General features: G+C 71.0%; 19 protein-coding genes. 11 read left to right on the top strand and 8 right to left on the bottom strand.

The window, feature by feature from the left end:
- Window positions 1-107 precede the first annotated feature (107 nt).
- Window positions 108-3509: an AfsR/SARP family transcriptional regulator gene (locus tag ACTRO_RS42480; protein ID WP_157435613.1), complete on the bottom strand. Its 3402-nt coding sequence runs from the start codon at window positions 3507-3509 to the stop codon at window positions 108-110.
- A gap of 426 nt (window positions 3510-3935) precedes the next feature.
- Here ACTRO_RS42480 and ACTRO_RS00455 point away from each other — a divergent pair, with 426 nt between their 5' ends.
- Window positions 3936-5882 carry an ABC transporter ATP-binding protein gene (locus tag ACTRO_RS00455; RefSeq protein WP_051450074.1) on the top strand — a complete coding sequence of 649 codons (1947 nt, stop codon included), beginning with the start codon at window positions 3936-3938 and terminating at the stop codon, window positions 5880-5882.
- Window positions 5879-6688, top strand: a complete 810-nt coding sequence (locus tag ACTRO_RS00450; protein WP_084315844.1) for an AfsR/SARP family transcriptional regulator — start codon at window positions 5879-5881, stop codon at window positions 6686-6688. The genes ACTRO_RS00455 and ACTRO_RS00450 overlap by 4 nt, the downstream gene beginning before the upstream one ends.
- Here ACTRO_RS00450 and lepB read toward each other — a convergent pair.
- On the bottom strand, window positions 6643-7185 hold the full coding sequence (gene lepB / locus ACTRO_RS00445) for a signal peptidase I (protein WP_051450072.1): 543 nt from the start codon (window positions 7183-7185) through the stop codon (window positions 6643-6645). The genes ACTRO_RS00450 and lepB overlap by 46 nt on opposite strands.
- A gap of 165 nt (window positions 7186-7350) precedes the next feature.
- Here lepB and ACTRO_RS00440 point away from each other — a divergent pair, with 165 nt between their 5' ends.
- Complete coding sequence (locus ACTRO_RS00440) at window positions 7351-7863, top strand: hypothetical protein (protein ID WP_034260390.1); 513 nt, start codon at window positions 7351-7353, stop codon at window positions 7861-7863.
- A 2174-nt stretch (window positions 7864-10037) separates the two neighbouring features.
- Window positions 10038-10760, top strand: a complete 723-nt coding sequence (locus tag ACTRO_RS48475; RefSeq protein ID WP_211244014.1) for a hypothetical protein — start codon at window positions 10038-10040, stop codon at window positions 10758-10760.
- A 29-nt stretch (window positions 10761-10789) separates the two neighbouring features.
- On the opposite strand, the gene ACTRO_RS00425 is transcribed toward ACTRO_RS48475, so the two are convergent.
- A complete protein-coding gene (locus ACTRO_RS00425; RefSeq protein ID WP_084316964.1) occupies window positions 10790-12328 on the bottom strand; it encodes an MFS transporter in 1539 nt (512 codons plus the stop codon).
- A 91-nt stretch (window positions 12329-12419) separates the two neighbouring features.
- On the opposite strand from ACTRO_RS00425, the gene ACTRO_RS00420 reads away from it, so the two are divergent.
- Window positions 12420-13055, top strand: coding sequence for a TetR/AcrR family transcriptional regulator (locus ACTRO_RS00420; protein ID WP_034260386.1), 636 nt, complete (start codon window positions 12420-12422; stop codon window positions 13053-13055).
- Here the strand turns inward: ACTRO_RS00420 and ACTRO_RS00415 are convergent.
- Window positions 12984-13547, bottom strand: a complete 564-nt coding sequence (locus tag ACTRO_RS00415; protein WP_051450070.1) for a DUF1990 domain-containing protein — start codon at window positions 13545-13547, stop codon at window positions 12984-12986. The genes ACTRO_RS00420 and ACTRO_RS00415 overlap by 72 nt on opposite strands.
- A 76-nt stretch (window positions 13548-13623) precedes the next feature.
- Between ACTRO_RS00415 and ACTRO_RS00410 the strand changes: the two genes are divergently transcribed.
- Window positions 13624-14598: a TIGR01777 family oxidoreductase gene (locus ACTRO_RS00410; protein ID WP_034260384.1), complete on the top strand. Its 975-nt coding sequence runs from the start codon at window positions 13624-13626 to the stop codon at window positions 14596-14598.
- Window positions 14599-14614: 16 nt separating this feature from the next.
- On the opposite strand, the gene ACTRO_RS00405 is transcribed toward ACTRO_RS00410, so the two are convergent.
- On the bottom strand, window positions 14615-15133 hold the full coding sequence (locus tag ACTRO_RS00405; RefSeq protein WP_211244012.1) for a hypothetical protein: 519 nt from the start codon (window positions 15131-15133) through the stop codon (window positions 14615-14617).
- A gap of 376 nt (window positions 15134-15509) precedes the next feature.
- On the opposite strand from ACTRO_RS00405, the gene ACTRO_RS00400 reads away from it, so the two are divergent.
- Both ACTRO_RS00400 and ACTRO_RS00395 read left to right on the top strand, forming a co-directional pair.
- Window positions 15510-17141, top strand: coding sequence for a S53 family peptidase (locus tag ACTRO_RS00400; RefSeq protein WP_063627903.1), 1632 nt, complete (start codon window positions 15510-15512; stop codon window positions 17139-17141).
- A gap of 255 nt (window positions 17142-17396) precedes the next feature.
- Window positions 17397-19070 carry a chitinase gene (locus ACTRO_RS00395; RefSeq protein WP_034260380.1) on the top strand — a complete coding sequence of 558 codons (1674 nt, stop codon included), beginning with the start codon at window positions 17397-17399 and terminating at the stop codon, window positions 19068-19070.
- Between the two features lie 85 nt (window positions 19071-19155).
- Here ACTRO_RS00395 and ACTRO_RS00390 read toward each other — a convergent pair whose 3' ends face one another.
- From ACTRO_RS00390 to ACTRO_RS47885, 3 genes are all read right to left on the bottom strand, one after another.
- Window positions 19156-19383, bottom strand: a complete 228-nt coding sequence (locus tag ACTRO_RS00390; protein WP_034260378.1) for a hypothetical protein — start codon at window positions 19381-19383, stop codon at window positions 19156-19158.
- A gap of 73 nt (window positions 19384-19456) precedes the next feature.
- Entirely contained in the window at window positions 19457-20026 is a 570-nt protein-coding gene (locus ACTRO_RS00385; RefSeq protein WP_034260376.1) for a GNAT family N-acetyltransferase, read from the bottom strand.
- Window positions 20023-20469, bottom strand: a complete 447-nt coding sequence (locus tag ACTRO_RS47885; protein WP_034260375.1) for a hypothetical protein — start codon at window positions 20467-20469, stop codon at window positions 20023-20025. Before ACTRO_RS47885 ends, ACTRO_RS00385 begins: the two co-directional genes overlap by 4 nt.
- 153 nt (window positions 20470-20622) lie before the next feature.
- Here ACTRO_RS47885 and ACTRO_RS00375 point away from each other — a divergent pair, with 153 nt between their 5' ends.
- From ACTRO_RS00375 to ACTRO_RS00365, 3 genes are all read left to right on the top strand, one after another.
- Window positions 20623-21153, top strand: coding sequence for a GNAT family N-acetyltransferase (locus ACTRO_RS00375; RefSeq protein WP_034260373.1), 531 nt, complete (start codon window positions 20623-20625; stop codon window positions 21151-21153).
- 145 nt (window positions 21154-21298) lie between these two features.
- Window positions 21299-22723, top strand: a complete 1425-nt coding sequence (locus ACTRO_RS00370) for a hypothetical protein (protein ID WP_157435609.1) — start codon at window positions 21299-21301, stop codon at window positions 22721-22723.
- Window positions 22724-22917: 194 nt separating this feature from the next.
- A complete protein-coding gene (locus ACTRO_RS00365) occupies window positions 22918-23943 on the top strand; it encodes a LacI family DNA-binding transcriptional regulator (protein WP_034260369.1) in 1026 nt (341 codons plus the stop codon).
- Window positions 23944-24099 lie beyond the last annotated feature (156 nt).

Here is a 24099-nt window from a genome sequence, read left to right as displayed (position 1 = left end):
GCGGCGCGCAAGAGCGGGCAACGCTATCGCGCCGGGATACACCGGAGATTGCCCGTCGATGACTGCGCGCCCGTCCCACGGACGCCGCGGTGCGAAAGTTTCAGCACCTACGCATGGCACGCCGCGAGCCGCTGCCGAATCCGCTCGGCGTCAGGAGTCATCCCCAATCGTTCATAGAGGGCGAGGGCCCGGCGCAGATCATCGAGGCCTGATTCGGTCTCGCCCAGAGACAGCCGGCATTCGCCCAGCCCTTCGTGGGCGAGGGCCTCGTCGTCGGGCTTGTCCAGCTCCTGATTCACGGCTCGGGCCCGCTCGTAGAGCGTGAGCGCGCCGGCCTGGTCGCCGCCGGCGGCGACGGCCGCGGCGTAGAAGTTCAGGGACCAGGCCTCGGCGTTGCGGTTGCCGGTCTCGCTGAAGATCTCCAGTGCCCGGGCGATCGTGTCCCGGGCGCCGGGCGGGTCCCCGGCGGCCAGCTGCACCCGCCCGAGCTCGACCAGCGCGGAGCCTTCGCCGTGGCGGTGGCCGATCCCGTGGTAGATCTCGAGGGCGAGGGTCGCGGCGTCGGCGGCGCCGGACAGGTCCGCGTTCAGCCGCCGCACGCCGCCCAGCTCGATCAGGACATTGCCCTGGCCGTGGCGGTGGCCGATCGTGCGGTAGATCTCCAGGGCCCTGGCGAACGCGTCCTCGGCGCCCGACGGGTCTCCCGTCGCCACCCGCACGCGCCCCAGATCGCCGAGGGCGTCGGCCTGGCCGTGGTGGTGGCCGATCTCCCGGTAGATCTCGAGGGCCAGTGCCGCCACGTCGGCGGCGCCGGACAGATCGCCCGTCAGCCGCCGCACGTTCCCGGACAGAATCAGGGCACTGGCTTCGCCGTGGCGGTGTCCGACCGCGCGGTAGATCTCCAGGGCCCGGGCCAGGGCGTCCCCGGCTCCGGGCAGTTCGCCCATCACCAGCCGCACCCGACCCAAGCCGATCAGGCAGTCGGCCTCGCCCAGGGGATGGCCGATCTCGCCGAACAGGGTGAGGCCGAGCGTGCACTTCTCGGCGGCCTCCAGGTAGTCCCCGGTCAGCAGCCGCACCCGGCCCAGCTCGGCCAGGGCCGCGGCCTCGCCCAGTCGTTGCCCGATCTCCCGGTAGATCTCCAACGCGCGCGCGTGCACTGCCGTGGCGCCGGGATAATCCCCGGTCAGACACCACACCTTGCCCAGCTCGGTCAGTGCGGCCGCCTCACCGTGGCGATCTCCGACGGCACGCCAGATCTCCAGGGCGCGCGTCTCGGCCTGCGCGGCCCCCGAAAGGTCTCCGGTCAGCCGGCGCACGCTGCCCAGCTCACCGAGCGCGGTGGCGTGCGCGGCGGCCCAGCCCCGGCGCTCGGCGGTTTCGACGGCGGCCTGGTGCAGGTCCAGGGAACGGGTGAGAGGGCCGTCGGTCTGCAGGATCTCGGCCATTCCGGCGGCCAGGGCGACGGCGTGGCGATCGAGGCCCAGGGACCGGGCGAGCGTATGCGCCGCCTCGAGGTTCTCGCGCTCGGCGCGCAGCCACGCGCGGGCCGCGTCGGGGTCGGACAAGGCGGGGGAGTGGATCGGCGCGGATCCCGTCGGCCCGGGCCGGGGGTGCCGGGCGATGGGGACTGAGGCGCGCAGCGCGGTGTGCGCGTAATAGTGCAGCAGCCGGTCCAGCGCGTCGGCGCGCTCGGGCTCCGGATCGGCCTCGGACAGCCCTCGGGCGTAGGCGCGAATCAGATCATGGAGTCGATAGCGGCCGGGCAGATACGCGATCAGCAGGCTGTGATCGACCAGGTCCTCCAACTGCCTGGCCGCGGCGACGTAGTCGGAGCCGAGCAGGGCTGCGGCGGTGAAGGCGTCGAAGTCCGGGCCGGGCAGCAGGGCCAGCCGGCGTAACAGCCGCCGATGCTGCTCACCGAGGCCGAGATAGGACACGTCGAGCACGACGGCGAGATCGTGGTCGCCGTCGGCCAGGGTGGCCAGCCGCCCGCGCTCGTCGCGCAGGAGACCGGCCAGGTAGTGCGCGGTCCACGCCGGACGGTGGCGCAGGAGGGCACCGACGATGCGCAGTGCGAGGGGCAGCCGCCCGCAGAGTTCGGCGATCTCGGTCAGGGTCGGCTCGTCGGCCGTGGCGTCCACCGATGAGATCAGCGTCCGCAGCAGGCCGACCGCATCCCGCTCGGGCAGCACGTCCAGGGCGACCACCTGGGCGTCGTGCAGGCCCTTGAGCCTGCGCCGGCTGGTGATCAGGACCAGGCAGCCGGGTGCGCCGGGCAGCAGCGGACGCACCTGCGCCTCGTCCAGCGCGTTGTCCAGCACGATGAGGGTCCTGGATCCGGCCAGGCGGTCCCGGTACAGCGCGGCGCACGCTTCGAGATCCGCCGGGATCTGCGGCGCGGGCATACCCAGGGCCTGGAGCAGCGTGCCCAGGGCGGCGGCCGGCTCACGTGGCGGGACACCCTTGGTATGGCCGTGCAGGTCGACGAACAGGTGCCCGTCGGGGAACGCATCGGCCAGCCGGTACGCCGCGTGCACCGCCAGCGCGGTCTTGCCGACGCCGGCCATCCCGTCGATGGCGGAGATCACCACCGTGCCGCCCGGCACGTCAGCGGATCGCGGCGGGTCGACCAGGCCGATGATGCGGTCCAGTTCCTCGCGGCGGCCGGTGAAATACCCTGCCGCGGCGGGCAACTGACGCGGCGTCACCCGCTTCGGCGTGCCCGCGGATTTCGCGGCATCGGACGGCACGACCTCCTCGACCTCGTCGGCCAGGATCCGTTCGTGCAGGCCCCGCAGGTGCGGGCCGGGCTCGGCCCCGAGTTTCGCCACGAGCTCCCTGCGCGCGTCCTGATACGCGGCCAGCGCCTCGGCCCGCCGCCCGCTGAGGTGCAGCGCGAGCATCAACTGGCCGCGCAGCCGTTCCCGCAGCGGGTAGGCCGCCACCGTCTCGCGCAGGTCCGCCACCAGAGCCTCGTGCCGGCCCAGACTCAGTCCCGCCTCGGCGCGGTCCTCGACGAGCTCGATCCGCATCCGCTCGAGCCACGGCACCACGTTGTCGCGCAGCAGCTGGCTGGGCACGTCCACCAGCGGATCGCCGCGCCAGAGACGCAGCGCCTCGTCGGCGGCGTCCTCGGCCGCCTTCCACGCGTGTTCGCGCCGCGACGCGCCCACGGCCCGGCACAGCCGCTCGAACTCGAGCACGTCCAGCTCCTGCGGCTCCACCCGGATCAGGTAGCCCGGTGCCCGCGCCTCCACCCGCTCGCCCTCGGGGCCCAGCAGCCGGCGCAGCCGTCCGACATGGCTGCGCAGCGTACGGGCGGCACCGGGCGGGGGATCGCCGTCCCACACGGTCTCCGCGAGCTCCTCCGTCGAGACCGCCGCGTTGGCCCGAAGCAGCAAAGCGGCGAAGAGCACCCGCAGCCGCGCCCCGTCCACCGGCACCGCTTCATCACCAGCCCCATCGGCCAGCATCAACGGCCCCAGCAACCCGAACCTCAAAGCCACCACCGCTCAATCGCCGGAGCATCTTCGAGCTCGACGATACAAAGCCGGGGCGCGTTGCGCTCGCGTTGCGCGCGGATTGCGCCGCGTCACTCCAGACTCGCACCGCCGCACGGCCGGGGAACCGCGCAACACCTGCGGCGTCCCGGTGACCCGCCGGGGCGCCGGACACTGAGCGAGCACGGTCCGGCGAGGCGCCACCCGCCTCATCCGGGCCGAAGATTCGTGTGCTGATGGCGTGAGCTCGACGGCTCGCCGGCATCGGCCACGGCGCGATTCCCGCTCTCTCCGGCCGACCGCGCCGACCGCGCCTTTCGAGCTCGGCACCCCACCGCGGCGGCGAATTCGTTCCCTGTCAAACCGCGACTGACGCGGCGTCCTGCTGTGCGGGCCTCGCCGTGTCGGCCCATCGTGTGGGGAAGGACCTCAGTGTCGCAAGAGCCTGATTACCCGCGGTCGCGCCGAGGGCGGGCACGTCTGCTGCTGCTCGCTTGCGCGGACCTCGCCGGCGCCGCGCCGACGGCCCTGGCGGTGAAACTTACCACCACGCTCGTCGGCGGCGCCTCGCCCGTCGCCGTCGCCTGGCTGACCATGGTCGTGGTCAACCGGATGGTCAGTGACTCCGGCATGCGCGGACTCACCCTCCCGCTGGCCCTGCTGTGCCTGGTCGGACTCGTGATGGCGGTGGCCCAGTACGCCGACCGGTACGCCGACCGCGAGCTCGGCCGGCGCGCCACCGTACGCGGGATGTCGCGGCTGTTCGGCGCCGTTCTCGCCCCGGTCGGCATCGGCGAGCTCGAGGATCCGGCGTACCAGGACCGGGTACGCCTGGCCCAGCAGTCGATCACCTCCGGGATCACCCAGCTGGTGCACGGGCTGATCGGCGCGGCGCAGCCGGCGATCACCACTGCCGGCTATCTGGTCAGCCTGTGGACCGTCTCGCCGGAGGTCACCTGGCTGGTGCTGGCCTCCTCCGTGCCGGCCCTGATCGCGCAGCTGCGACTGTCCGGCCGCCGCGAAGCGGTGCAGCGGGCAATGAGCCCCCTGATGCGGCGGCAGCTGTTCTACAGCATGCTGATGCTCGATGCGCGCGCCGGCACGGAGATCCGGCTCTTCGGGCTCGGGCCGCTGCTGCGCCGCCGGCTGCTCAACGAGGTCACCGCCGGCCAGCGGAAGGATCGCGCGGTCGACCGGGCGACCGTGTGGACCGAGAGCGGGCTGGCCCTGCTGACGGCCTGCGTGGCCGCGGCAGCCCTCTTCGGCGCCGCCGACCGGATCACCACCGGGCACGCTCCGGTCGGAAGCCTCGCGCTGCTGCTGGCCGCACTCGCCGGGGTCCAGGCCGCGCTGGCCGGCCTGCTGATGCAGGTGACCAGCCTCGGTCCGGCGCTGGCTCTATACGAGGTCTACCACGGGATCGTCGGCGCGCCACCCGACGACGTCGCCGCGGCCCCGACCGATCCGGGACCGCTGCGGATCGGCATCGAAGTGCGCGACGTCTGGTTCCGCTATCACGCCGACCGCGATTGGGTGCTGCGGGCCGCGGACCTGACCCTGCCGGCCGGCACGTCCACCGCCCTGGTCGGACTCAACGGAGCCGGCAAGAGCACGCTGGTCAAACTCCTGTGCCGGATGTACGAGCCCGAACGCGGCGTGATCACGTGGGACGGCATCGATATCCGGCAGCTGGACCCCGAGGCGCTGCGTCGGCGCGTGGGCGTGTTGTTCCAGGACTACATGACCTACGCGATGACTGCCGGCGAGAACATCGGCGTCGGCGAGGTCTCGACGCTGGAGCCCGGACCGCCGGACCTCGACCGGATCCGGGCGGCCGCGAACGCCGCGGGCATCGACGCCGAGTTGGCCGCCCTGCCCGAGGGCTACGACACGATGCTCGGGCGCATGTTCGCCACGCCCGGCACCTCGTCCGGGCCGACCCAGGCCGTCGGCGCCTCCTCGGCCGGAGCCGCTTCGGTCCGCCGAGCCGCCGCCCCCGGCCCGGCCCGTCCGACGCCCGGCACCAGCCTCTCCGGCGGCCAGTGGCAACGCGTCGCACTCGCCCGCGCCCTGCTGCGTCGCGACGCCGACCTGCTCGTCCTGGACGAACCCTCCTCGGGTCTCGACGCCGTGGCGGAAGGGCAGATCCACACCAGGATCGGCGAGCTGCGCGCCGGGCGGACCAGCCTGCTGATCTCGCATCGGCTGGCCGCGGTCAGAGGGGCGGACCAGATCGTGGTGCTGCGCGAGGGTCGGATCGTGGAACGCGGCGACCACGAGAGCCTGATGCTCGCCGACGGCGTCTACGCGGAGCTGTTCCGCACCCAGGCCGCCGGCTACCAGCTCACGCCCGCCGACTCGAGCGGAGGCCACCGATGAGCGTGTACGCCCCGGCCCCCGCGGACGAGGCCGTCCAGATCTCCGTGCTCGGCCCGCTCGAGGTGTTCGACCGCGGCGGCGAGCGGCTGCTGCTGCGCGGCCCGCAGACCCGCACCGTCTTCGCGCTGCTTCTGCTCGGGGCCGGAACCCTCGTCCCGACCGAGCGCCTCATCGAAGGGGTCTGGGGCGAGTGCCCGCCCCCCTCGGCGGTACTCAAGGTGCAGGGGCATATCTGTACCCTGCGGAAGCTGCTGCGTCCCGTGCGGGCGGCGGAGCTGCTGGTGACGAGGCCGCCGGGCTATCGGCTGCAGACCGAGTACTACCGGTGCGACCTGGACGAGTTCACCGCCGCGGTCCGGCACGCCGCCGCACTCTCCGCTGCCGACGACATCGAGCAGGCCTGCGAGGTGCTCGACCGGGCGCTCGGATGCTGGCGCGGACCCGCGTTCGCGGACATATCGAGCGAGCACGTGCAACGCCACGTGGTGCGGATCCACGGTCTGCGGTCCATCGCGGTGCAGGATCGGGCCTGGTTCGAGCTCAGGCTCGGCCGGGCGCTGCGCGCGATCGAACAGCTCGGCCCCGAAGTCGACGCCTATCCACTCGACGAGCGCGCACGGGAGATCCTCATCCGCGCCTACCTGCGCCTCGGCCAGCGGCACGCCGCGCTCGCCTGCTACGAGTCCGGGCGCTCCCGCCTGCGCGACGAACTCGGCGTCAGCCCGGGCCCGGCGCTCCAGCGGCTTGCCGCCGTGATCCGTCACGGCGCCGCGTCGGGCCTCGATCCGGAGGGCGCGACGCCGTGAGCCGGGCGGGCGGCCGGCCGGGTGTCCGCGCGGGCGTCCGCCCGGGCCGGGATCGAGACCCGCCGCCCGGATCCGGAGAGCCGGCGCAGCACGACGCCGGTCACCTGATCGGCAGCCAGGTAGCCGAAATCCCGTGAATCCGTACTCTGCACGCCGTCGCCGATCACGACGAGGAACCCCTGCGGCACCCGCGTCCCGGGCTGCGCGTCCACAGCGCCCAGCACGTTCCGCGGCACGAGGTCCCCGGGGACGGCGGCCACCCGCTTGATCAGCTTCTCCTCAGGCCCGCTCGCGTACCGGAACACCACCACGTCGCCGACCGAGATCCGGGTGGAGCGGCTAGAGCGCGCGACGAGCACCTGGTCCCCGGAGGACAGAGCGGGGCTCATGCTCTCGCCGTCCACCAGCACGACCGTCAGCCTGCGCCGAACCGTGGCGGCGACCGCGGCTAACGCCAAGACGACTATTCCCGCGCCGACGAGCGCGGCCTGCAGCATGGGCACGCCCCCACGTTCCCGCAACTCCGCCCTGAGGCTCAAGGCCCTCGTCAACGGACCGGTAGTGGACTGGTAACGGCCCGGTAGCCGGTCGACACATGCTGATGGCCCCGCCGCGCAAGCCGTCAACCGCGGCCGGCGCCACTGTGGAAGGGATCCCTCCTCATGCCGATTCTCACTGCCGCCGTGATCGTGGTGGGCGTCCTGTGCGTGCTCAACCTCATCCTCGTCGACGCCGTCATCCGCAGGCTGCGCGAGGTCTCCTCCCGTCTCGGCAGGGACACCGAGAAGCTGCTGCCGATCGGCAGCGCGATCGGCGAGGTCCCCGCCGACAACGCGGCGCTAAAGCATGGCACGAAGATCGTTGCAATGATGTCAACCAACTGTAGTGCCTGTATGTCCGCCCTCGACGCCACCGTCGGCTACGCCCGCAACCTGCCCGGCGGCCCCGCCGACATCCTCGTCGCCGTCCAAGGCGAAGGCGGCCATCTCGACGAGCTGACTGCCGCCCTCGGCGACGTCACCACCCTGGTTACCGGCCAAGCCGCGACCGACCTCGTCGCCGCGCTGCAAGGCCGCGCCTTCCCCACGTTCTACCTGCTCGAAGACGGCCGCATCAAGGCCGCCGGCCACACCCCGCTCGCACTGCCCACCCCGGCCGCGGTGGCAGGGGACTGAAGCGGTTCACTGCTCTACTGCGAAGTTGTGATCGGCTTGGGGCTTGTGGGGTTCGGTGGCCTGCCGGGTCGGGGTGGTCGTCTTGGTGTGGGCGGCCGCTTCGCGTCGTCCGTTTCGCCTGTAAACCCGCCCACCCGTTGCGTTGGCGGGGTGGGCTGGAGTTTCAAGATCTCGCCTCCGGCGCGGGCCCTTCCCTCGGAGAGATTGCCGGGGTCGTGTGGGTGCTGGCGTGGCGGGGCGGGCTGGGGTTCGGGGTGGTCGGGTGCCGGGGGTGTGCTCTCTCCTCGGTCGGTCCCCGGAGGCAATCAGGGACCTGTCGGGAGGTCAAGCGGCGGTGGATTCCGTTGATGGTGAATCCTGCAGGGCGCCGCTTGACCTCCCGGCAGAACCCTGATCGGGCTTCGCCTGCCCGACCGAGGAGAGAGCCCACCCCCTGAGGTCCGGTGTGAGCTGCGCTCGGGCCGGATCCCGTCCTGTGGCCCGGTCGTGCTCGGTGCGGAAGGATTCTGCATCACCCTGATCCGACCATCCCGACCCTTGATCCGCGCGAACGCGTCGGTGCTCGGTCGCGCCTGATGTGAGATTCTGCACCGCCCTCGTGCGATCCACCCCGATCCCAGAGCTCGCGGCAGAATCCCGCAGGCCAGCCGTGTTCGATCCGGAAGGATTCTGCATCGCCCCGGTCCGGCCAACCTGGTCCTCGATCCGGGCGGAGGCGTCGGTGCTCCGGTCGTGCCTGCGGTGGAGTTCTGCATCGCCCCGGTCGGATTCGCCCGGTGTTCAGAGACTGCGCGGGATCGCGTGGCCCGGTCGCACGCCGAGGGGAGTTTCTGCACCGCTTTCGGCCACAATTCTGACGCTGTCTGCGCGGCCATCCCGTCCACCACCCTCCCGTCGCACGTGCCGATCCCCTGTACTCTTCCATGCTAGACGCCACCACCGACAAAAGCCGCGGATCCGGCTTTCGCCGGATAAGGAAAAATACTGGAGTTTCCGGGAACTCGGGCGCGCTCCCCGGCGTTGAAGTAGGAGAGAAGGAACGAGCGACCCGGGACGGCGATGCAGAATCCTTCCGCATCGAGCGCGACCGGGCCCGCGGGACGGGACTCGGCCTGAGCGCAGCTCGCGCTGCTCCCTGAGGGGGTGTGTTCTCTCCTCGGTCGGGCAGGCGAAGCCCGATCAGGGTTCTGTCGGGAGGTCAAGCGGCGCGATGCAAGATCGAGCATGAGCGGAAATCTCCGCCGCTTGAGCTCCCGGCAGGTTCCTGATTGCCTCCGGGGACCGGCCGAGGAGAGAGCACGCCCCCGCTACCCCACCATCCCGAACAACAGCCCGCCCCGCCAACGCCGGCACCCACGAAGCCCCGGCATTCTCTCCGAGGGAAGGGCCCGCGCCGGAGGCGAAAGCTTGAAACCGCAGCTCACCCGCGAACGCAACGGGTGGGCGGGGTGGTCAGACGAACCAGGCGACGCGAAGCGGCCGCCCACACCCCGACGACCACCCCGACCCGGCAGGCCACCACGCCCCGAGCCCTAAGCCGATCATCACTTCGCGTTAGTCAGTCAGATGCGAATGGCTCATCGTTCCAACGGAACCAGGCGCGGCCTCCCTTGATATGCAGCAGAAACTCCGCGACCGGGCCGTCCGGCGACTCCATGGCCATCGACTTCGAGATCACGTCGTAGGCGGCCTCCCAAGCCTCATGGTCGGCTCAGGCTCGAAGACCTCCTTCCAGCCAGGGAAAGTCGGAACCGTCGATCGTGATCCGCCCTACCAGTTGGCTACCCTTCAAGACCCGCCAGACTCTTCCCACTGGGGCTGAGACAGCGCGGCCCAGTGTCTTGGTGCGTATATGGCCCCTGATTGACCTCACCTGCGCGAGCGCCGCGCGCGCCCGATCCCCAGCCGCGGCTTGGTTAAGTCATGACTAAGGCTTGACTAACCATATGCGTGCACCGATAGCCTCTCCAGCGCAGTCCGCCAGGCGTCGCTGACCACACCTGGTGCACGTCTGCGCGGTTCACGGCTGTCAGTGCATTTGGCCATGGAGGGGTTCATCAATGAGGTTCAATTCGCCGCCGGGCTGGCCGCAACCGCCGGAGGGCTGGACCCCGCCTCCGGGCTGGCGCCCCGATCCGTCGTGGCCTGAGCCGCCGTCCGGCTGGCGGATGTGGGTGGGCGACGACGAGCGGCCGGGTACGTCGTTCGCCCCGCAGCGTTCGACGACAATGCCCTGGTACGGGCGGACCCGCTATGTGACGCTGCTTCTGATCTTCGTCTTCCCGGTCGGGCTCGTGCTGTTGTGGCTCCGGGGGGACTGGTCGGTCAGGCGGCGTGGTCTCATATCCGGCGCGACGGCCGTCTGGGCGCTCATCCTCCTGATGACGGGCACGACGTCCACGCCCCCGACCACAGTTTCTCTCAGCCCTGCGGCCGGCCAGAACTCGACCAGCCCGATCGCGACAGCTGCCACCACCGCGGTCGCGCCGTCCCAGTCGCCCTCGGCCTTGCCGTCACCCAGTGCCGTCAAACCGTCTCCGAGCAAGGCCGCGGCGTCGACGACTCAAGCCACGCATGCTGCGACCACGCACGCTGCGACCACAAAGGCTCCCACCACAAAGACTCCGACCACGCACGCGGCGACTACGCAGGCTGCGGCGGAAAAGTCCACGTGCGGCGCGCCGAAGAACCCTTACGGCTACAGCTTCTGCGGCACCGGTGGCCACCTCACCAGCCCCGCCTCCGACGTCTGCAGCTACTTCCAGTGCATTGCCAGCTTCTGGAACGGCAAAGGCTACATGGTCGAATGTAACGATGGTGATTTCAGTATGTCCGGCGGTATCCGCGGCGCCTGCTCGGACCACCAAGGGGTAGAGCAGGCCGTCTTCAGCGGGTAGGTCCGACGTCGCCAGCACGACCCGTCGCGCTACTGCGCCGTCCCGGCGTTGCGGCGGCGCAGCAGCACTCCCACCACGACCGCGCCGAGCAGTGCGGCTGCGCTGGCACTGAGCAGCGCTGACTGCATCCCGGCGAGGAAGGCGCTTTGGGCCTGGGCGCGGACCGGGCCGCCCATGTTAGCGGCCACCGCGAGGGAGGAGCGGGCGGCGTCGGCCGCGGCGACGGGCATGTGCGGCAGCGGGAGGTTCGCCCGGTAGACGGCGCTCAGCACGCTGCCGAGCACGGCGATGCCCAGGGCGCCGCCGACCTCGCGGGACAGGTCGTTGACCGCGCTGCCCACGCCCTGGAGCGCGGGCGGCAGGGCGTCGGTGACGGCGGTGGTCGCGGGCGTCATCGCCAGCCCCATCCCGACCCCGAGCGGTACGAGTCCGACGGCGAGGTGCCAGTACGCGGTGGTGGCGTTCATCTGCGCGAGCCAGGCCAGGGCGAGCGCCGCGAGCGTGAGCCCGAGCGCGCAGCAGGCGCGGGCGCCGAACTTCTCGCTGGCCCGCGGGGCCAGGCGGGAGGCCGGGATGAGCCCGGCCGCCATCGGCAGCACGCTGACGGCGGCCGGCAGCGGGTCGTCGCCGCGCACCAGCTGCAGGTACTGCATGATCACGAAGATGAAGCCGAAGAAGGCGAAGAACTGCAACGTGATCGAGGCGGTGCCGGCCGCGAACGCCGGGTTCTTGAACAGCCGCGGATCGAGCAGGGGGTCGCGCCGGCGCAGTTCCCAGGCCACGAACACGGCCATGACCACCAGCCCGCCGCCGAGGCCGCCGAGGGTGGCCGGGCTGGCCCAGCCGCGTTCGGGCGCCTCGATCACCGAGTAGACCAGCGCGCACAGCCCGACCACTGAGATCAACGCTCCGACCACGTCGACGCGCGGGGCGTCCGGGTCGGCCGACTCGGGCACGACCGCGATGGTGCCGACGAGCGCGGCCGCGGCGAGCACGACGTTGAGCAGAAACACCGAGCGCCACGACCACTGCGTCAGCAGTGCGCCGGTGGTCAGCACGCCCACGATCGCACTCGCCCCGGCCACGGCCGCCCACACGCTCACTGCGCGTGCGCGCTGCTCGCGCGGGAAGGTGCTGGTGATCGTGGACAGCGTGGCCGGCATCACCAGCGCCCCGCCGAAGCCGAGCACGCAACGGATCGCGATCAGCACAGCCGGGGTGGCGGTGAACACCGCCGCTCCCGACGCCAGGCCGAACACCGTTAGACCGATCAACAGGGTCCTACGACGCCCGAACCGGTCCCCGAGCGCGCCGCCCGGCAGCAGCAGCGAGGCGAACACCAGACTGTAGGCGTCGATGATCCAGGTCAGCTGCGTCAGCCCGGCGTGCGTCTCGCGGGCGATCGAGGGCAGCGCGACGTTCAGCGACGCCATCGCCGCGACGACGGTGCCCAGGGCCAGACACGTCACCGCGAGCACAGGGCCGTGGCGTACCGGGCCGGCGTCGGCGCGCCCACCACCTACTCCGACGGGGCCGGGCGCGGGGATCGGTACGGCTGCGGATGGCATCTCGGTCTCCTTGACGGTGCGGGGTTTCGGCGCCGGCCCGGGCGGGCCGTGCTTGAACGTTCGCTCCGGCGGGCCCACCATTTCAACCGTGATGAATAAATCGCCCGGGCGCGGGCGCAGGGCCGGGGGACCGGACACGCGCGAGCAGATCCTCGAGACGGCCCGGCGCCTGTTCCTGGCCAACGGCTACGGAGGCACCACGATGCGCGCCGTGGCCGCCGAAGCGGACGTGGACGCCGCGCTGATCAGCTACTTCTTCGGCTCCAAGCGCGGATTGTTCGGCGCCGCGCTGGCGCTGACGGCCAATCCGCTCGAGGTCGCCCGCCAGGAACTGCCCGGCGACCTGGCCACTTTGCCCGAACGGGCGCTGACCGCGCTGCTGCAGGCGTGGGACGACCCGTGCACCGGCGAGCCGCTGGTCGCGATGCTGCGCGGGGTCGTGCTCGACCCGGGGATGGGCGAGCTCGTGCGCGAGGCGATGCACGGCGAACTGCTCGCCCACCTCGCCGAGCGCCTCGGCGGGGTCGAGGGCCGGCGCCGGGCGGCGCTTTTCGGCGCGCAGATGGGCGGACTGATCTTCACCCGCTACCTGTTGCGCCTCGAGCCGATCGCCTCGATGAATTCCGATGAGATCATCCGCATGTACACCCCGGCCCTACGCGCCGTCATGTTCGGCCCGCGCCCCGGTCGCGCAGTGCTCGCCCGCACCACCCGCACTGCCCGCTGAATTCGCCGCGCGTCGCACGACTGCCGCGCAGCAGACCGCGTAGAGCCGCTGGAACCACGGCACCAACGGGCCGATCGCACGGGTATACCAAGCCGCGCCGGTACTGAATACCGTGATCGTCAGCCAGACGTCATCGTGGTCGTCCCACTCGATGAGGAAGGCCTCCTCGCCGCACTCCGGGTGGCCCGGCAACGTTCCGTAGGCGAAGCCGCGGCGCCGCGGCTCGTCCAGCGCCCAGACCACGGCGCACTGAGCCCGGATCGGCCCGAGCGCGAGCTGGACCCGGCTGCCGGGCTCGGCCCGTGGCCGTTCCGGCCGCGGGCGCAGGTGCAACGCGGCGTGCATCCGCCACTCCAGCACCATGCTCGACGCCTGCTCGAACGCGTCGCGGCCTCGCCCGACCTGTGCTCGGTACTTGACGTGCTTGTATCCTGCGGGCAGGGGGCCGCCGTCGCGCGTCGCCCCGACCTCCGGGTAGCTGAATTCTGCCATGCGGCCCACCCTATGCCACTTTTTGAACGCGTTCAATTCTGCTGCTACGCTGAGTTCGGCAATGAAGGGGGTTTCCATGAAGGTTGTCATTCCCGGCGGCACCGGGCAGGTCGGCACGCTGCTGCGCAGGTCCCTGGCCGCGCAGGGCCACGACGTCGTCATCCTCACCCGTCAGCCGGACCGGACGGCTCAGGCGACCCGGACGGCCCGGACGCACGAGGTCGCGTGGGACGGGCGGAACCTCGGCGCGTGGACGAGGGAACTCGAGGGCGCCGACGCCGTGATCAACCTCGCCGGGCGCAGCGTCAGCTGTCGGTACAACGAGGCGAACCTGCAAGCCATGATGGACTCGCGCGTGCACTCCGCCGAGGTGATCGGCGAGGCCATCGCGCGCTGCGACGCCCCGCCCGCGATCTGGCTCCAGGCCTCCACCGCCACGATCTACGCCCACCGTTTCGACGCGCCGAACGACGAAGCGACCGGCGTGATCGGTGGCAACGAGGCCGGGGTGCCGGACTATTGGGAGTACAGCGTCCGCATCGCCCGCGCCTGGGAGCAGGCGCAGCGCGAAGCCGACACGCCCGGCACCCGCCGCGTCGCACTGCGCTCGGCGATGGTCATGAGCCCGGACCGCGCCGGCATCTTCGACTACCTTTCCTGGCTGGCCCGGCTCGGCCTCGGAGGCCCCGTCGCGGGCGGCGCCCAGTACGTCTCCTGGATCCACGAGCACGATTTCGTCCGCGCGGTATGCCACCTCATTGCCGACGACCGCCTCGACGGCCCGGTCAACCTGGCCGCGCCCGGACCGTTGCCGCAGCGCGAGTTCATGCGGATCCTGCGAAAGGCCTGGCGGCGGCCGGTTGGCCTGCCGGCGACGGAGTGGATGGCGCAGGTCGGCGCGTTCGTGCTCCGTTCGGATGTCGAGCTGCTGCTCAAGAGCCGGAGAGTGGTGCCGACGAGGCTCCTCGAAGCGGGGTTCGCGTTCGACTACGAGCGCTGGCCGGCCGCGGCAGACGAACTCGTCGCGCGTAGAAGGCACGCCGACTCGTGAGCCTCAGTCGGCCGGTTCATTCGTCCGTGGCGGAGCTGTCGAGGGGGTCGTTGAGCATCCCGGGACGGTAGTCCCACGGCAGAGATTCCCCGAGCGCGATCTGCGCCCGCCGCAGCCGGTCGCGGTCCGGTTCCAGCGTCGCAAGCAGTTCGAAGGCCGTGGCCGTCGCGTTGATGGAGCGATCCAATGCCAGCTCCCTGTACAGCAGCCAAATGCCGCGGCTCGCGAGCCGCTCGCACGCTTCCGGCAGGTCGGTGCCCTCGCCGTGGACAAGCGAGTTGAGCAGCTCGAGGAACTGCTCGTGCGCCTGCTGCGATAAGTCGTCGGCGAGGGCGGCCAGCGCCACCTCGGCTACGGCGGGTGCCGGCGAGTAGAGCACTACCGGGCTCCACACGTGGCATTCCGTTGCGCCTTTCAGCTCTATTTCAGCACTCTGAGCTGCGCGTCGCAGGAGGTCGGCGAGGTGACGGGCGGACTGGCTGCAGCCGCAAGGGATATCGTCCCAGGGCTGACGAGCGATCTCGAGGTCGACCAATCTCATGCGGCGAAGTCTAGATGTGGACAGCTGCGCGGAGGTCGTGTGCTGAGTCGCCCCCGAGCCACGAATTTCCCCGGACTCCGTTGACAAGGCCGCGGGCCGGTGCATCAATCAAGTCAGCGAGAGTCGATGACAACGTTGTCACGCTGTGATCGCTCCCGCCGCCCACTCGACCGCAACCGCGGATCCACGTCGGGCCAGGCGGGTTCCGTGCCCACACGCGGGCCTTCCTCCGTGCCTGCCCGATCGCTTCGTCCCGGGGCGTGCAAGTCAGCGTCCTGCCACGAGCGTCCATCCGCCCAGGGATCCCCGGATGCGGGCGCAGCGCGCACATCTCCTCATTCACGCCACACCACCCACGAGGATTTTCGACATGCAGCGACCCTTTCTCCTGGCGGTGGCGATCGCCGCGGCCGTCGGGTCGGCCTTCCTGACCCCGACCGCAGCGAGCGCCGCGACCGGCGGCGGCCAGTCCCACCCGGCCGCCGCAGCCGCGAAGACGATCACCACCAAGCACGCCTGCGCGAAGCCGCTCGAGCCCGACGGCCCGGTCTGCTACGCCATCATCCGCACGGACGTCGCGCCGGTTTCCGCCCAGGCGCTCAAGCCCGACGCGACCCCGTCCGGCTACGGACCCAGCGATCTGCGCAGTGCCTACAACCTCGCCTCCGCCGCCTCGGCGGACGGCTCCGGCGCGACCGTCGCGCTGATGGAGGCGGCCGACGACCCGAACCTCGAATCCGATCTCGGCGTCTACCGCGCCCAGTACGGACTGCCCTCCTGCACCACCGCGAACGGCTGCTTCCGCAAGGTCAACGGATCCGGGCAGCAGGGCAACTACCCGCCCGGGGACACCGGCTGGGGCGGTGAGGCTTCGCTCGACGTGGAGATGGTCTCGGCGATCTGCCCGAACTGCCACATCCTGGTCGTCGAGTCGACCGATCTCGAAGGCGCACAGAACGTGGCCGTGAGCCTCGGTGCCCACTTCATCTCGAACAGCTGGGGCACGAACGACGGGTCGGGCGACTCGGGCGCCGACGCCGACTTCAACCACGCCGGCGTGGTCGATGTGGCCAGCTCGGGCGACAGCGGATACGGCGTCAGCTTCCCGGCCAGCTCGAGGTACGTGGTCGCGGCCGGCGGCACCAGCCTGAACCGCAACTCCTCGACCTCGCGCGGCTGGAGCGAGACGACGTGGTCGGGCGCGGGTGCGGGCTGCTCCAGTTGGGAGTCGAAGCCGTCCTGGCAGGCAGATTCCGGTTGCTCCCGGCGCACCGTCGCGGACGTGTCCGCGGTGGCGGATCCGGGTACGGGCGTTGCCTTCTACGACAGCTACGGCCAGGGCGGCTGGGGTGTGGTCGGCGGCACCAGTGTCTCCTCGCCGATCATCGCGTCGGTGTTCGCACTCGCCGGCGCACCGTCCTCCGCCGCAGCCTCCGTCCTGTACGCGCACTCCGGTTCGCTGAACGACATCACCTCCGGTTCCGACGGCTCGTGCAGCCCGTCGTACCTGTGCACGGCCGGGTCCGGCTATGACGGCCCGACCGGCCTGGGCACCCCCAACGGGCTCGGCGCGTTCAACGGCTCGGGCTCCGGCGGCTCGGGCGGTTCCGGCGGTGCCACCGGTCCGATCGTCTCGGGCGTCTCCTCGAGCCTGTGCGTGGACGACAGCAACTCGAGCACCTCGTCTGGATCCCCGGTCCAGATTTGGAACTGCAACGGCACCGCCGCCCAGAGTTGGACGGTGGCGGCCAACGGCACGCTCCAAGTGCTGGGTGGCTGCCTCGACGTGACCTCCAGCGGCACCTCGGCCGGTACGAAGGTCCAGTACTGGTCGTGCAACGGAACCGGCGCGCAGCAGTGGACTGCGGGCGCGAACGGTTCGCTGGTCAACCCCGAATCCGGGCTCTGCCTCGACGATCCCGGCTCCAGCACCACGGAAGGAACCCAGTTGCAGATCTGGACCTGCAACGGCACCGGCGCCCAGCACTGGACGCTCCCGTAGGTCCACGCGGCACACGGGTTCTGCAGCTGTGAAGGCGACGATGGAGTGTTCGTCGTTCAGGTCATGTGGCTGAGGTGAACGCCCTCAGCCACATGACCGCGCCGAGCGCCCGCAGACTTCCGCAAGCCTCACTTGACTGTCTCTTAAGGTAACGGGATTGACCGCGATATTGGTCTAGTCCAATCATCCTTGGTGCGGCACTTCCCCGGCGCGACGTGGCGCCCGGCCGCACTCGTGAAGGGACCCGCCCCACCCATGGCATCCACACCCGCGCCCGGCAAGCGCACCCGCGCCGCGCTCGCGGCCACAGCCGTCGCGGCGCTCGCCGTCACCGGCGCCGTCTTCGCCACCCAAGCTCAGGCGGCGAGCACCAACATCCTGGTCAACGGCAGCTTCGGCACCGGCGACCTGACCGGCTGGACCTGCGACGCGGGTACCGGCTCCGTGGTCACCAGTCCGGTCTACACCGGTGACACCCACGCTCTGGCGGGCGCCGCGAGCAGCTCCGACGACGCGCAGTGCACCCAGACCGTCTCGGTCCAGCCGAACACCTCCTGCACCCTGTCCGGCGAGGTCGAGGGCGCCTACGTTTACCTCGGCATCGTCGGCGGCACCTCCACCTGGACGCCCTCGGCCTCCTCCTGGGCGGCGCTGTCGACCACCTTCACCACCACCGCGTCGCAGACCTCGGTGACGGTCTTCACCCACGGCTGGTACGGCCAGGGCACCTACTACGCCGACAACCTGGCGCTGACCGGCCCGGCCGGCGCGGGCTCGAGCCCGTCGGTCTCCCCGACCACGGCATCCGCCAGCCCTTCGGCCAGCCCGTCGGCGTCGCCGAGCAAGTCCGCGAGCCCGTCGCCGAGTGCCTCGGCCAGCGCGTCGCCGACCTCCACCGGCACCGGTGGCGGCGGGACCGGCGGCCTGCCCGCGCACTCGCTGGTCGGCTACCTGCACTCGAGCTTCTCCAACGGGGCCGGCAATGTGAACATCCAGGACGCCCCGGCGGCGTGGAACGTGATCGCCCTCGCCTTCGCCGACTCGAACGGTGCCGGTGACATCACCTTCACCCCGTGCCCGGCGAGCGAATGCGCGGGCGCGCAGACACAGGCGCAGCTGATCGCCGGGGTCAAGACAGTGCAGTCCCAGGGCCGCAAGGTGCTGATCTCCATCGGCGGGGCGAACGGCCAGGTGACCCTGAACAGCGCGTCCGACGCGACCGAGTTCGTCAACACGGTCAGCTCGATCGTCGACACCTACGGCCTCAACGGCGTCGACCTGGACTTCGAGAACCAGTCCCTGACGCTCAACAGCGGCGACAACGACATCACCCACCCGACCACGCCGGCTGTGGTGAACCTGATCTCGGCCGTGCAGCAGCTCAAGGCCAAGTACGGGTCCGGATTCATCGTCGCGATGGCGCCGCAGGTGTTCTTCGTCCAGACCGGCTACCAGTACTACGGCGGCAACAGCACCGGCGCGTCCGACCGCCGGGCCGGCGCGTGGCTCCCGGTCATCTACGGCCTGCGCAACCAGCTGAACCTGCTGGACGTGCAGGACTACAACTCCGGACCCACGATGGGGCTGGACGGGCAGTACTACAACACCGGCGGCGAGGACTTCCTGACCGCGATGACGGACATGCTGCTGCACGGCTTCACCGTGGCCGGCACCGGCGAGACCTTCCCCGCGCTCAGCCCGAGCCAAGTCACCATCGGCCTGCCCGCCGACCAGTACGCCGGCAACGGCGCCGTCAGCGCCTCCGACCTCGACAGCGCGCTCAACTGCCTGACGAAGGGCAGCAGTTGCGGCGGCTACAAGCCGCTCGGCACCTACCCGGCTCTGGGCGGCCTGATGGCGTGGTCCATCAACTGGGATGTGTTCAGCGGCAACCAGTTCGCCACCACCTATACCGGCTACTTCGGCTGAGGCCAGGTGCTCGCGCCTTCGCTCCGGTCCCGGGCAACGGGGACGGGGCGAGGGCGCGACGCCGCCGCACCGCACGGGCGGTGGCTTAGGAGGCCCGCGCCGTGCGGCGTGCGGAAGCTGCCTGCATGCCGCGGACGTGTTTTGCCCAGACCTCGCGGTATTCGCAGGCTGCGTTGGGATGCTTCTCGGCCCATGCGAGCATGGCTTGTGCCGCGGCCAGTTGCTCGGCGAACTCCGCTGCGGGCAGGATGGTCACGGCCGTGTCGTCTCCCACCACGCCAGGCAGCGTGGATCGCGTGGCGAACCCCGTCATGAGGACCCATCACTCCGCCCGCTGCCCGTCAGCCCGTCAGCCATCCGGCCACCCTAGCGAGGCATCCAGTGGCTTACAACGTTTTCCAGTCGCTCGCGAGCAGCGCCATCAGGTGCGCGTCCACCCACTCACCGTCCCACCGGAGCGCCTGGCGCTTCGTGCCCTCGTGGACGAAGCCCGCCTGCTCGTAGACGTGCCGGGCGCGCGGGTTGAACGCGTAAACCTCGAGTTCGACGCGGTTGACTCCGACGGTCTCGAAGGCGTGCGTCAGCGCGAGCCGCGTCGCCTCCGACCCGAAGCCGCGGCCGAACGCGCGCGGGCCGACTAGGCAGATGCGGAAGCCGCACGAGCGGTTGACGGGGTCGAGTTCATTGAGCACCACTTCGCCCACGTACGCGCCGCCTGCGCGCTCGACGATGGCCAGGTCGAGCCGGTCGTCGTGCTCGGCGCGCGTGGCGTACCAGTCCTCGGCAGCCCGGGCGTCGGGCTCGGAGTCCATGTGCGTACCGGTCATGCGCGCGCTCTCCGGATCCCGCAGCAACTCGAGCAGTCCCGGCACGTCCGCGACGCCGACGGGTCGCAGGAGTACAAGGTTGCCGACGAGGGTCGCTTTGTCCGCGAAGGAGATCTCCGTCTCGGTCACGCCCTGCCCCAGCGATTGATCGAGTTCTTCGCGTGCTTGCCGGTGGAGATGATGCCCTCGTTGTGGTGGACCGCCACTGACCCGGCGCCCTCGGCTGAGACCTGCACGCCCGCAGCCTCCAGCAGCTTCGTCAGGTCCTCGACGAGCGACGGGTCGTCCACGCTGTCCGTGCCGGCCAGGGCCTTCTTGACCTGGCCGCGCAGGGCCGCGCGGAAGTCCTCGTCGTCCGGCGCGTTGGCGACGTCGACAGCCGCGGCCTCGAGCTGCGCCCGCGCGGGATCGGTCGAGCCGCCGCGCCGGCGCAGACGTGCGAGCAGCTTGTGGCCGAGGCCGACGATGCCCTTCGCCGCGTCGTCCTCCGCGTCGGTCAGCGCTTTGTGACCGATCGCGCCGAGCGCGGCCCAGATCGGGCCCATGACGGCTTCGAGCAGATTCGGATCCATGAAAACCCCACCCCACAGCATCGGACTGCCGATGTGCCAACGGGGCCCATTGTGCCCGCGATTCTGCTCACGCGTGCGGGATTCAGGCAGACGAGACAGGGCGGATCGCTACGGCCGTAACGGATGCCCGGGGAAAACGGGTGGCCTACGGTCATGTTCGATGCAACCCTCGGCGAGGTGGCAACGATCAGAGATTATCGTCCGGGCGACGCTCCCGCGCTCTGGACTCTCAGCACCCTGCCGAACGTCGGACACACCGCCGACGCGACCGTGCCGATCGAGCTGCCTGCCGCGCGCGCAGCACCGAGTCAGTTCGCGGACTTGGCCGACATCCCCGCCCATTTCATCGGACCCGGTGGGGTCTTTCTCGTCGCAGAACACCACGGGCACCCTGTCGGCATGGGCGGATTCCGCCCTAACTCCCGCGGGCAGGCCGAAGTCCTGCGGGTGCGGATCCACCCCGCGCTGCGCCGGACTGGCGTCGGTCGCGCGCTGATGGAAGGGCTCGAATCACGCGCCGCAGACCACGGCTTTCGCGAGATGTCTTTGGACACGGCGACGAACATGCCTGAAGCGATGGCGTTCTACCGCGCACTCGGCTACCGGGAAACCGCCCGGGAGACTCGCCCGGAGTGGACATGGACACTGGTGTACTACACCAAGCAGCTTTTCCCGGCGCAGTAGGCCGGCCTGCACAGCAGCCGGGGCCCAGGGAGCTGCTGCTAGGCGCGTCTGTATACTGACAGCCAGCTCAGACTCCCGGGGGAGAGGCAGGCCATTGTCATCGCAGGGTTTCTTCGAATCCGAGCCTCGTTACGCTCGTCGGCTCGTGCAGGAGGCGGGCGAGGACGCGGCGAGGTCTGATGAGCGGATCCGCCGTTCGGTGCTGGACGCGGACCAGCGGATCGACGACCTGACCCGGCAGGTCGAGTTCCTCACGCGGGCTTTCGAGGCGTTCGTCGAGCTCGGCGATGTCCGGACTGAACTCGCCCGCTTCCTTCCGGCAGCCGCCGCAAGAGCAGCAGCCCGCACCTTCATCAAAAGCCTGGTTCCCAGCCAGGATTCCGTACTGCTGCGCGATTCGGGCGACGTGCCAGGGTACTGGCTTCCTCTCGCCGCTTCCGGATTGGCCCTGCTGCTGCGCGCCGATCCGGGCGCCGAGCCACAGGTTGCGGCGGCTTGCGAGCGCGATGCGGAGCGTACTGCGCTCTTCCTCGCTCTCGGGCTGCGGCTCGGCGGCGCCGCGCAGCTCGCCGGGCCATACCTCGCCGCCGCTCTGCCCCCGCCGTCGGCGGACGGGGTCGTCACCGTGGCGGCGCGACACCTGTGGTGCGCCCTCGCCGACGGGCACTACGGACCTGCTGCACGCACGGCTCTGGCGAGCTGGCTGGAGGCGCTCGTCGCGTCCATCTCGGCGGCAGACCTGCGCGCGGCCGTCGAGGCGCGACGCGGTCAGAGCCCGGTCGAGTTCGGGCCCTTCCCGCGGCCGACTTTCGGCCCGCGCGTACCGCGATCGGCGGCGATCGAGGCGGCGCTCAAGTCCGCCGCTGCGGCGGCCACGAGCCTGGTCCGGCTGGAACGCTGGTACGGTGCCGAGCCGGACGACCCGAACGCCCCGGCCGCGGCGGCGGACGTCGCCGCGTGCGAGCCGGTCATCAACATGCTGATCGACGAGGGCAGCCCGGAGGAGGGTCCGCTCCTGCGCAGAGCCGCGGAGCTCGAGATCCTCACCCGCACCAAGATCGCCCCGCCTGCCGCGCCGCGGTGGGACGACCCGGCCGGCTACGGACCGGAAGTGGTGGTCGCCGACCTGCTGGCCGCAGACCCCGAGCTCGCCGCACGACGCGACCTCGCCCGCGCCGCTCTGTGCCGACCGGTGGCGGAACTCGCCGAGTCCCTGCTCGCCGACGCGTGCCCGCAGCCGCCGGCGGAGATGACGGTCAGCCTGGAAGACGACACGCTCACGCTGGCCTACGACCGTTCCCCGGACGCGGAGATCGACCGGATCTGCGCGGAAATCGAGCGCCGGGCTGCTGAGGCCGGTGCCCGCGGCAACCGCAAGTACGCCGCCGACCAGCTCCGCCGCGCCGTCGACCGCAAGGCCGAGCACAGCACCCTGATCCGCTCGGCCGGCGAGCGCCTGCTCGACTATCGCGCGCAGGCGGCCGAGATTCGAGCAGCGGCCGAGGCCTCGCACCAATCGCTGATGCACCGCATGGGCCAGGTCGCGGAGTGGGCGAACCCAGAAGCCTGATCCACCGGAGACGGGCAGCGCCAGATGCGCGCTGCTCACGCGCTTGTCGAATCAGTTCCGGTCCTGCTGAGGGGATCCACGCGCGATTCGCGCCTGCCAACTGGGTGAATACGCCTCTTGCGGGGCTGTGGAGGCGGATGCTACCGTCCCTGCCCGTCGAATCAGTTCAACAACGATGCGGAAGGGAGCCTCGGATGGCGGTCACGATCGCTGACGTGGCGAAGCTGGCGGGGGTCTCTCGCAGCACCGTGTCGTACGTGCTCTCCGGCGCCCGCTCGATCTCGCCGGACACCCGGCGCCGAGTGGAGCGGGCGATCGAGGAGCTGCAGTACCGACCGCACGCCGGGGCACGCTCGATCCGCAGCGGGCGCAACGGCGTGATCGCCATGGCGTTGCCGATGGTGCACGGCCCGCAGAACCAGGTGCAGATGCCCTACGTGTGGGCGGCGCTGACCGCGGCACAGGACCTCGGTTTCAAGATGCTGATGCTGACCGACGACGACGGCGAGGCCGCGATCCGGGACTCGGTGGTCGGCTCGCAGGTCGACGGCGTGATGCTGATGGAGGTCCAGCGCAAAGACCCGCGGGTGGCGCTGCTCGGCTCGCTCAAGTGCTCGGCCGTGCTGGTCGGGACACCTGACGACAGCGCCCGGCTGCCCTATGTGGACTTCGACACCGGGTTGGCCGGCCGGCTGTGCGCCGAGCACCTGCTCGAGCTCGGGCACCGCGGCGTCGGCTACATCGGGCAGTCCTCCGCCACCTTCCGCCGCGGCGTCGCGTACGCGGTGCACGCCCGGGACGGCGCGCTCTCGACCCTGCGGGCCGCACGGGCTCGCACCGCCTGGACGGCCTGCGACGGCCAGCCTGGCGACGTGGTGCGGGCCGTGGACCAGCTGTTCGCCAAGGTGCACGATCTGACCGGCTTGATCGTGTACAACGAGCGGGCCCTGCCGCTGGTGCTCGACCGGCTGGCCGGCCTCGGGCTGCGGGTGCCGCACGACGTCTCGGTGGTCGCGGTCTGCCCGGACGACGAGGCCGAGCGGCTGCACCTGCCCGCCACCTCGGCGTCGCTGCCGGTGGAGGAACTGGCCCGGACCGCCGTCCGGCTGCTGGCCGGGCAGGTCAACGCCGAACCGGTCGCCTCGGTGACGATCCTGCCGCCGACGCTCAAGATCCGCGACACCACCGGATCGGCGCCGAGCCGGTCCGAGCGCTCCTGACTTCCCTTCGCCGCTGTCTGCTCTTCGGCCCACCCGGGGGCGGCAGCCTCTCTAGTGCAGTTTCGAATCGATTCGAAAGGTGAAGGCCATGACAGAGTCGTCCAGCCGCCGCACCTGGGCGGTCGTCTCCGCCGCATCGGTCGCGTTGACCGTGCT

The organism is Actinospica robiniae DSM 44927 (assembly GCF_000504285.1).
GTDB classification, from domain to species: Bacteria; Actinomycetota; Actinomycetes; order Streptomycetales; family Catenulisporaceae; genus Actinospica; species Actinospica robiniae.
This window is presented reverse-complemented; position numbering and strand designations above follow the sequence as displayed.

Coding starts and splice junctions, on each gene's coding strand:
- ACTRO_RS00450 (WP_084315844.1), top strand. CDS start 5,879: ATGAGCGTGTACGCCCCGGCCCCCGCGGACGAGGCCGTCCAGATCTCC.
- lepB (WP_051450072.1), bottom strand. CDS start 7,185: ATGCTGCAGGCCGCGCTCGTCGGCGCGGGAATAGTCGTCTTGGCGTTA.
- ACTRO_RS00440 (WP_034260390.1), top strand. CDS start 7,351: ATGCCGATTCTCACTGCCGCCGTGATCGTGGTGGGCGTCCTGTGCGTG.
- ACTRO_RS00425 (WP_084316964.1), bottom strand. CDS start 12,328: ATGCCATCCGCAGCCGTACCGATCCCCGCGCCCGGCCCCGTCGGAGTA.
- ACTRO_RS00420 (WP_034260386.1), top strand. CDS start 12,420: ATGAATAAATCGCCCGGGCGCGGGCGCAGGGCCGGGGGACCGGACACG.
- ACTRO_RS00415 (WP_051450070.1), bottom strand. CDS start 13,547: ATGGCAGAATTCAGCTACCCGGAGGTCGGGGCGACGCGCGACGGCGGC.
- ACTRO_RS00410 (WP_034260384.1), top strand. CDS start 13,624: ATGAAGGTTGTCATTCCCGGCGGCACCGGGCAGGTCGGCACGCTGCTG.
- ACTRO_RS00400 (WP_063627903.1), top strand. CDS start 15,510: ATGCAGCGACCCTTTCTCCTGGCGGTGGCGATCGCCGCGGCCGTCGGG.
- ACTRO_RS00395 (WP_034260380.1), top strand. CDS start 17,397: ATGGCATCCACACCCGCGCCCGGCAAGCGCACCCGCGCCGCGCTCGCG.
- ACTRO_RS00390 (WP_034260378.1), bottom strand. CDS start 19,383: ATGACGGGGTTCGCCACGCGATCCACGCTGCCTGGCGTGGTGGGAGAC.
- ACTRO_RS47885 (WP_034260375.1), bottom strand. CDS start 20,469: ATGGATCCGAATCTGCTCGAAGCCGTCATGGGCCCGATCTGGGCCGCG.
- ACTRO_RS00375 (WP_034260373.1), top strand. CDS start 20,623: ATGTTCGATGCAACCCTCGGCGAGGTGGCAACGATCAGAGATTATCGT.
- ACTRO_RS00365 (WP_034260369.1), top strand. CDS start 22,918: ATGGCGGTCACGATCGCTGACGTGGCGAAGCTGGCGGGGGTCTCTCGC.